Below are 6,345 nucleotides of genomic sequence, written 5' to 3'. Positions count from 1 at the left end.
CACGTCGGTGGTGGTCATCAGCTGGCCGCCCTGGGCCAGGCCGGTGACCAGCAGCGGCTTGAGGTTGGCGCGCGCGGCGTAGATGGCGGCCGAGTAGCCGGCCGGGCCGGAGCCGAGGATCAGGACTTGGGCGTGGGTGGTGGTGGTGCTCATGACGTGCAGGTGGGGGCGCGCGGCGCGGCTTGCAAGCGGCCCGCAGGCAGCCGCGCGGCGGCGGGAATCGGTGGCGGCGCCGGGGCGTGCAGCATTTCACAGGGAAACCGCTATGCTCGCGCCTGCGCAAGAATACGGGCGACCGCATTCTAATGAGCGGCAGGCGGGGGCGGCCCTCAGTGCGGGAATACAAGGCACGCCTGGCTGCCCTGCTGTTGATCGAAGCCAATAGAAGAGGGGATGACTGATGTCGATGCTGTCCAACCTGGACCTGATTCGCCGGGTGCCGTTGTTCTCGATGCTGACGAACGAGCAAGCGCGCGCGGTGGCCGACGGCGTGGTCAAGCGCCGCTACCGGCGCGGTGAGATCGTCGTCGAGCAAGGCAAGAAGAGCAACGCGCTGTTCATCCTGCTCAACGGCCGGGCCCGGGTGCTGACCTCGGATTCGCGCGGCCGCGAGGTCATCCTGGCGGTGCTCGAAGCCGGCGATTACGTCGGTGAAATGAGCCTGATCGACAACCAGCCGCACTCGGCGACCGTGCGCTGCGAGGTGCAGAGCGACATGCTGATCCTCGGTCGCCCCGAATTCGCGCGCTGCCTGCCGGAGAACTCCAGCCTGTCCTACGCGATCATGCGCGGCCTGGTCGGGCGGCTGCGCAGCGCCGACCGGCAGATCGAGTCGCTGGCGCTGCTCGACGTCTACGGCCGGGTCGCCCGCACGCTGCTCGACATGGCCGAGGATGCCGATGGCCAGAAGATCATCCGGGGCAAGGTCTCGCGCCAGGACATGGCCAAGATCGTCGGCGCCTCGCGCGAGATGGTCAGCCGGGTCATGAAGGACCTCGAAGAGCGCGGCGTGATCGAGACGCAGGAAAATGGCTCGGTCGTATTGAAGGACCGCGTACCTGAATGACCCGAGGTCGACCTACCGATGTGGCGTAGCGCCACCCTGACCGGCACCGGCCCGCAGCCCGCGCGGGCGCCGGCGCCCGAACCCCATCCGATCCGCCAGCGTCTGCGCCTGCTGCTGCTCTCGGCTGCCTGGCTGGCGGTCACGCTGGCGCTGGCCAGCCGGCGCATCGACGACCCCGGCTTCTCGACCAGCGGTGCCGGCGGCCCCGTGCTGAACTGGCTCGGCGCGCCCGGCGCCTGGGTGGCCGATGTCCTGCTGGTGCTGTTCGGCTTCTCGGCCTGGTGGCTCGTCGTGGCCGGCGCCCGGCGCTTGCTCATGGCCTGGGGAGCGGTCACGCGGCGCGAGGCGGCGGGGCCCTCGCCGGGCCCCCGTGGCGCGTTCGTCGCAGGCCTGGCGCTGCTGCTGCTGGCGAGCTGTGCGCTCGAATGGACGCGCCTGTACGGCTGGGAGGCGCACCTGCCCGGCCATGCCGGTGGCATCGTCGGGTGGTGGCTGGGGCCCTTGTCGATGCGCCTGGGCTTTCTCGCCTCCGGCGTGTTGTGGATCAGTCTGCTCGTCGTTGCGCTGCCGCTGGCCCTGCGTTTCTCGTGGGTGCGGGTGGCCGACAGCCTGGGCGCGTGGGTCGAGGGCTTCCGCGAGCGTCGCATCGAGAAGCGCGAGATCGCCGAGGACGTGCGCCTGGGCGAACTGGCCCAGCGCGAGCGCGAGATCGAGGTCGAGGAAGAGCGCGAGGAATTCGCCGAGCACGTGCCGCTGGTGATCGAGCCGCCGGTGCTCGAGGTGCCCAAGTCCGAGCGCGTGGCCCGTGAGCGGCAGAAGCCGTTGTTCATGGAACTGGCCAACAACAAGCTGCCGCAGATCGACCTGCTGGACAAGCCGCCGGCGCGCGTCGAGACGGTGACGCCCGAATCGCTGGAGATGACCAGCCGGCTGATCGAGAAGAAGCTGTCGGACTTCGGCGTCGAGGTGCGCGTCGTTGCCGCCCAGCCCGGCCCGGTGATCACCCGCTACGAGATCGAGCCGGCCACGGGCGTGAAGGGCTCGCAGATCGTCAACCTCGCGAAGGACCTGGCGCGTTCGCTGTCGCTGGTGTCGATCCGCGTGGTCGAGACGATCCCCGGCAAGAACCTGATGGCGCTGGAGCTGCCGAATGCCAAGCGGCAGACGATCCGCCTGGCCGAGATCCTCGGCTCGCAGGTCTACAACGACGCGCAGTCGCTGCTGACGCTCGCGCTCGGCAAGGACATCATCGGCGCCCCGGTGGTGGCCGACCTCGCCAAGATGCCGCACTGCCTGGTGGCCGGCACCACCGGCTCGGGCAAGTCGGTCGGCATCAACGGCATGATCCTGAGCCTGCTGTACAAGGCCGAGCCGCGCGACGTGCGGCTGATCATGATCGACCCGAAGATGCTCGAGATGAGCGTCTACGAAGGGATTGGCCACCTGCTGTGCCCGGTCGTCACCGACATGAAGCAGGCCGGCAACGCGCTGAACTGGTGTGTCGGCGAGATGGAGCGGCGCTACAAGCTGATGAGCAAGCTGGGTGTGCGCAACCTGGCCGGCTACAACAAGAAAATCGACGATGCCAAGGCGCGCGGCGAGCTGCTGCCGAACCCGTTCAGCCTGACGCCCGAGGCCCCCGAGCCGCTCGAGCGTCTGCCCTACATCGTGATCGTGATCGACGAGCTGGCCGACCTGATGATGGTGGTCGGCAAGAAGATCGAGGAGCTGATCGCCCGCCTGGCGCAAAAGGCGCGTGCGGCCGGCGTCCACCTGATCCTCGCCACGCAGCGGCCCAGCGTCGACGTGATCACCGGCCTGATCAAGGCCAACATCCCGACCCGCCTGAGCTTTCAGGTGTCGAGCAAGATCGACAGCCGCACCATCCTCGACCAGATGGGCGCCGAGGCGCTGCTGGGCATGGGCGACATGCTCTACATGGCCTCGGGCACGGGGCTGCCGGTGCGCGTGCACGGTGCCTTCGTCTCCGACGACGAAGTTCATCGTGTCGTCGAGGCGCTGAAGATGCAGGGCCCGCCGAACTACATCGAGGGCATTCTCGAGGGCGGCACGCTCGATGGCGAGGGTGGCGAGGCGGGCGAGGGCGGTGGTGCCGCTGGCGGCGAAGCCGATCCGATGTACGACCAGGCGGTGGCCATCGTGCTGCAGCACCGCAAGGCCTCGATCTCGCTGGTGCAGCGGCATCTGCGCATCGGCTACAACCGCGCCGCGCGGCTGCTGGAACAAATGGAGCAATCCGGGCTCGTAAGCTCCATGTCGACCAATGGCAACCGTGAAATCCTGTTGCCCAAGCGTGATGAATAGTTTCCGGTTCGCCGTGCGCCTCGCGGCCTGCACGGCGTTGACGGCGGCGAGCGCCGGGGCGTTCGCCGATGCGGCCGATTCGCTGCGCGCCTTCGTGCGCGACGTGAAATCGGGTCGCTCGGCCTTCACCCAGACCGTGACCTCGCCCGATGGCAAGAAGCAGAAGGTCTCGTCCGGCAGTTTCAGCTTCGCGCGGCCGAACCGCTTTCGCTTCGACTACGCCAAGCCCTATGCGCAGGCCATCGTCAGCGATGGGCAGAAGGTCTGGTTCCACGACCCGGACCTGAACCAGGTGACCGTGCGCAAGGTGGCCGACGCGCTGGGCAGCACGCCGGTCGCGCTGCTGACCGGCTCGTCGATCGAGAAGACCTTCGAGCTGAAGAACCAACCCGACCAGGGCGGGCTGGAGTGGGTGCAGGCCACGCCGCGCGACACTGGCGGCACGATCCAGTGGCTCAAGGCCGGCTTCAAGGGCCGGACGCTGGTGGCGGTCGAGATCGCCGACAGCTTCGGCCAGCGCTCGATGCTGAGGTTCGACCAGCTCGAGACCGACTCGGCCTTGCCGCCCGAGACCTTCCGCTTCGACGCGCCGGCTGGCGCCGACGTGTCGGAGCAGTAGAAACGACGAAGGCGCCCGCGGGCGCCTTCTGTGCAACTCGGCCGGGGCGTGCTCAGTGCATCGCGGTGTCAGCGTCGATCAGGCCCATGTCAGGGGCCATCATCATCTGCTCGATGTCCATCAGGATCAGCATGCGCTCGTCGTCGCCGTGCTTGATCGTGCCCAGGCCGGTGATGTAGGCGGCGTCGATCGCGCCGTTGAACTCGGGCGCAGGCTTGATCTGGCCGGGGGCCAGCTCGAGCACGTCGCTGACCGAATCGACCACCATGCCGACCGTGCGGTGGCCGATGTTCAGGATGATCACGACGGTGAAGCTGTTGTACTGCACGTCGGGCAGCCCGAAGCGCAGCCGCATGTCGACGATCGGCACGATCACGCCGCGCAGGTTCACGACGCCCTTGATGAAATGCTGGGTGTTGGCGATGCGGGTCGGCGGCTCGTAGCCGCGGATCTCCTGCACGCGCAGGATGTCGATGCCGTATTCCTCGTTGCCGAGCTTGAACGACAGGTACTCGCGCGGCGAGCCGGTCTGCGCGGCGGCGGTGGTGCCGGCTGGGGTGGCGGGGGCGCGGTTGTCGGCAGACGGATGGGCGCTCATGCGGAAGGGCTCCTTGCGTGTCAGGCCCCCAGTGTCCGGCCCGCCGCCGCGGTGCCAAAGCGTGAAAAGTGGGCGTGGCCGGCGGCAATTCGCCGCTTCGCACTGCCTGCCACAATCTCGCGATGACCCGGCAAGATGCCCTCTTCGACGACCACGACCTGCCCGATGCCGGCGCAGCGCCCGGCGCGGCCGAGGCACCCGCGCCCGAGACGGCGCCGTTGGCCGAGCGCCTGCGCCCGCGCCGGCTCGACGAGGTGATCGGCCAGGCGCACCTGCTGGGGCCCGGCAAGCCGCTGCGCACGGCGTTCGAGCAGGGCCGGCTGCACTCGATGATCCTGTGGGGCCCACCGGGCGTGGGCAAGACCACGCTGGCGCGGCTGGTGGCCGGTGCGGTCGACGCGCGCTTCATCGTGCTGTCGGCGGTGCTGTCGGGCGTCAAGGAGATCCGCGACGCGGTCGCCCAGGCCGAGCTCGCGCGTGCGCAGGGCAAGCGCACGATCGTCTTCGTCGACGAGGTGCACCGCTTCAACAAGGCGCAGCAGGATGCCTTCCTGCCGCACGTCGAATCGGGCCTGTTCACCTTCATCGGCGCGACCACCGAGAACCCGTCGTTCGAGGTCAACTCGGCGCTGCTGTCGCGCGCGACGGTGCATGTGCTGAAGGCGCTCGACGACGAAGATCAACAGAAGCTGCTGGCCCGCGCGCGCGAGACGCTGAACGCGCCCCCGCTCGACGACGCCGCCGCGCAGCGCCTGATCGGTTATGCCGACGGCGATGCGCGCCGGCTGCTCAACGCCTACGAGAACCTCGTCGCTCAGCTCGGCCCGGGCATCGAGCGCATCGATGAGGCGATGCTCGAGCGCTCGCTGGGCGAGCAACTGCGCCGCTACGACAAGGGCGGAGACCAGTTCTACGACACGATCTCCGCGCTGCACAAGTCGGTGCGCGGCTCCGACCCCGACGCCTCCTTGTACTGGTTCGCCCGCATGCTCGACGGCGGCGCCGACCCGCGCTACCTTGCGCGCCGGCTGATCCGCATGGCCAGCGAAGACGTCGGCAATGCCGACCCGCGCGCATTGCGGCTCGCACTGGACGCCGCCGAAACCTACGAGCGCCTGGGCACTCCCGAGGGTGAGCTGGCGCTGGCGCAGGCGGTGGTCTATCTGGCCGTCGCGCCGAAATCGAACGCGGTCTACACCGCCTGGGGCGCGGTGCGCAGCTTCGTCAAGCAGGACACGACGCGCCCGGTGCCGGCGCACCTGCGCAACGCGCCGACCAAGCTGATGAAGTCCCTGGGCCACGGCCAGGGCTACCGCTATGCCCACGACGAGCCCGGCGGCTTTGCGGCCGGCGTGTCCTACTGGCCCGACGGCCTGCCCCAGCCGCCGCGCTTCTACGAGCCGGTACCGCGCGGGCTCGAGCTGCGCATCGGCGAGAAGCTCGCCGAGTTGCGCCGCCTCAACGACGAAGCGCGACCGGCCGATTCGGCCGACGACGAAGGTTCCTGACCGCGCGTGCCCCGAGGGGGCAAACCCGGGGGAAGGTGTCGTAAGCGCTTCCTACAATCCGCGAGCCGTACAACCCTGGGGGCTCGCGATGGACATCTTCGTACAACAAATCATCAACGGCCTGGTGCTGGGGAGCATGTATGCGCTGGTGGCGCTGGGGTACACGATGGTGTACGGGATCATTTCGCTGATCAATTTTGCGCACGGCGAGATACTGATGGTGGGGGCG

The 6,345-nt window shown here is 68.7% G+C and carries 7 protein-coding genes; 5 read left to right on the top strand and 2 right to left on the bottom strand.

Annotated features, from left to right (window positions below; all coding sequences use genetic code 11):
* Positions 1–153 (bottom strand): FAD-dependent oxidoreductase (locus VJ693_RS08065; protein WP_324153113.1); only part of this gene is annotated, 153 nt, incomplete at its 3' end.
* Positions 154–400: 247 nt separating this feature from the next.
* Between VJ693_RS08065 and VJ693_RS08060 the strand changes: the two genes are divergently transcribed.
* Genes VJ693_RS08060 through lolA form a run of 3 tightly spaced genes read left to right on the top strand, consistent with a single transcriptional unit; the run spans position 401 to position 4,010 of the window.
* Positions 401–1,066, top strand: coding sequence for a Crp/Fnr family transcriptional regulator (locus tag VJ693_RS08060; protein ID WP_324153111.1), 666 nt, complete (start codon positions 401–403; stop codon positions 1,064–1,066).
* A gap of 18 nt (positions 1,067–1,084) precedes the next feature.
* A complete protein-coding gene (locus VJ693_RS08055; RefSeq protein ID WP_324153110.1) occupies positions 1,085–3,391 on the top strand; it encodes a DNA translocase FtsK in 2,307 nt (768 codons plus the stop codon).
* Positions 3,384–4,010: an outer membrane lipoprotein chaperone LolA gene (lolA, locus tag VJ693_RS08050; RefSeq protein WP_324153108.1), complete on the top strand. Its 627-nt coding sequence runs from the start codon at positions 3,384–3,386 to the stop codon at positions 4,008–4,010. Before VJ693_RS08055 ends, lolA begins: the two co-directional genes overlap by 8 nt.
* A gap of 52 nt (positions 4,011–4,062) precedes the next feature.
* Here the strand turns inward: lolA and VJ693_RS08045 are convergent, their stop codons facing one another.
* Positions 4,063–4,608 (bottom strand): chemotaxis protein CheW, encoded by a 546-nt coding sequence (locus VJ693_RS08045; protein WP_324153106.1) that lies wholly within the window; start codon positions 4,606–4,608, stop codon positions 4,063–4,065.
* Positions 4,609–4,730: 122 nt separating this feature from the next.
* Between VJ693_RS08045 and VJ693_RS08040 the strand changes: the two genes are divergently transcribed.
* Both VJ693_RS08040 and VJ693_RS08035 read left to right on the top strand, forming a co-directional pair.
* Positions 4,731–6,116, top strand: a complete 1,386-nt coding sequence (locus VJ693_RS08040) for a replication-associated recombination protein A (protein ID WP_324153105.1) — start codon at positions 4,731–4,733, stop codon at positions 6,114–6,116.
* 88 nt (positions 6,117–6,204) lie between these two features.
* On the top strand, positions 6,205–6,345 hold a 141-nt coding region (locus VJ693_RS08035; RefSeq protein WP_414652241.1), incomplete at its 3' end, for an ABC transporter permease subunit.

Origin of the sequence: Ideonella sp., from assembly GCF_035254525.1 — a bacterium.
GTDB lineage: Bacteria > Pseudomonadota > Gammaproteobacteria > Burkholderiales > Burkholderiaceae_C > Ideonella.
The sequence above is the reverse complement of the archived record's forward strand: the minus strand, read 5'-3'. Positions and strand labels throughout refer to the sequence as shown.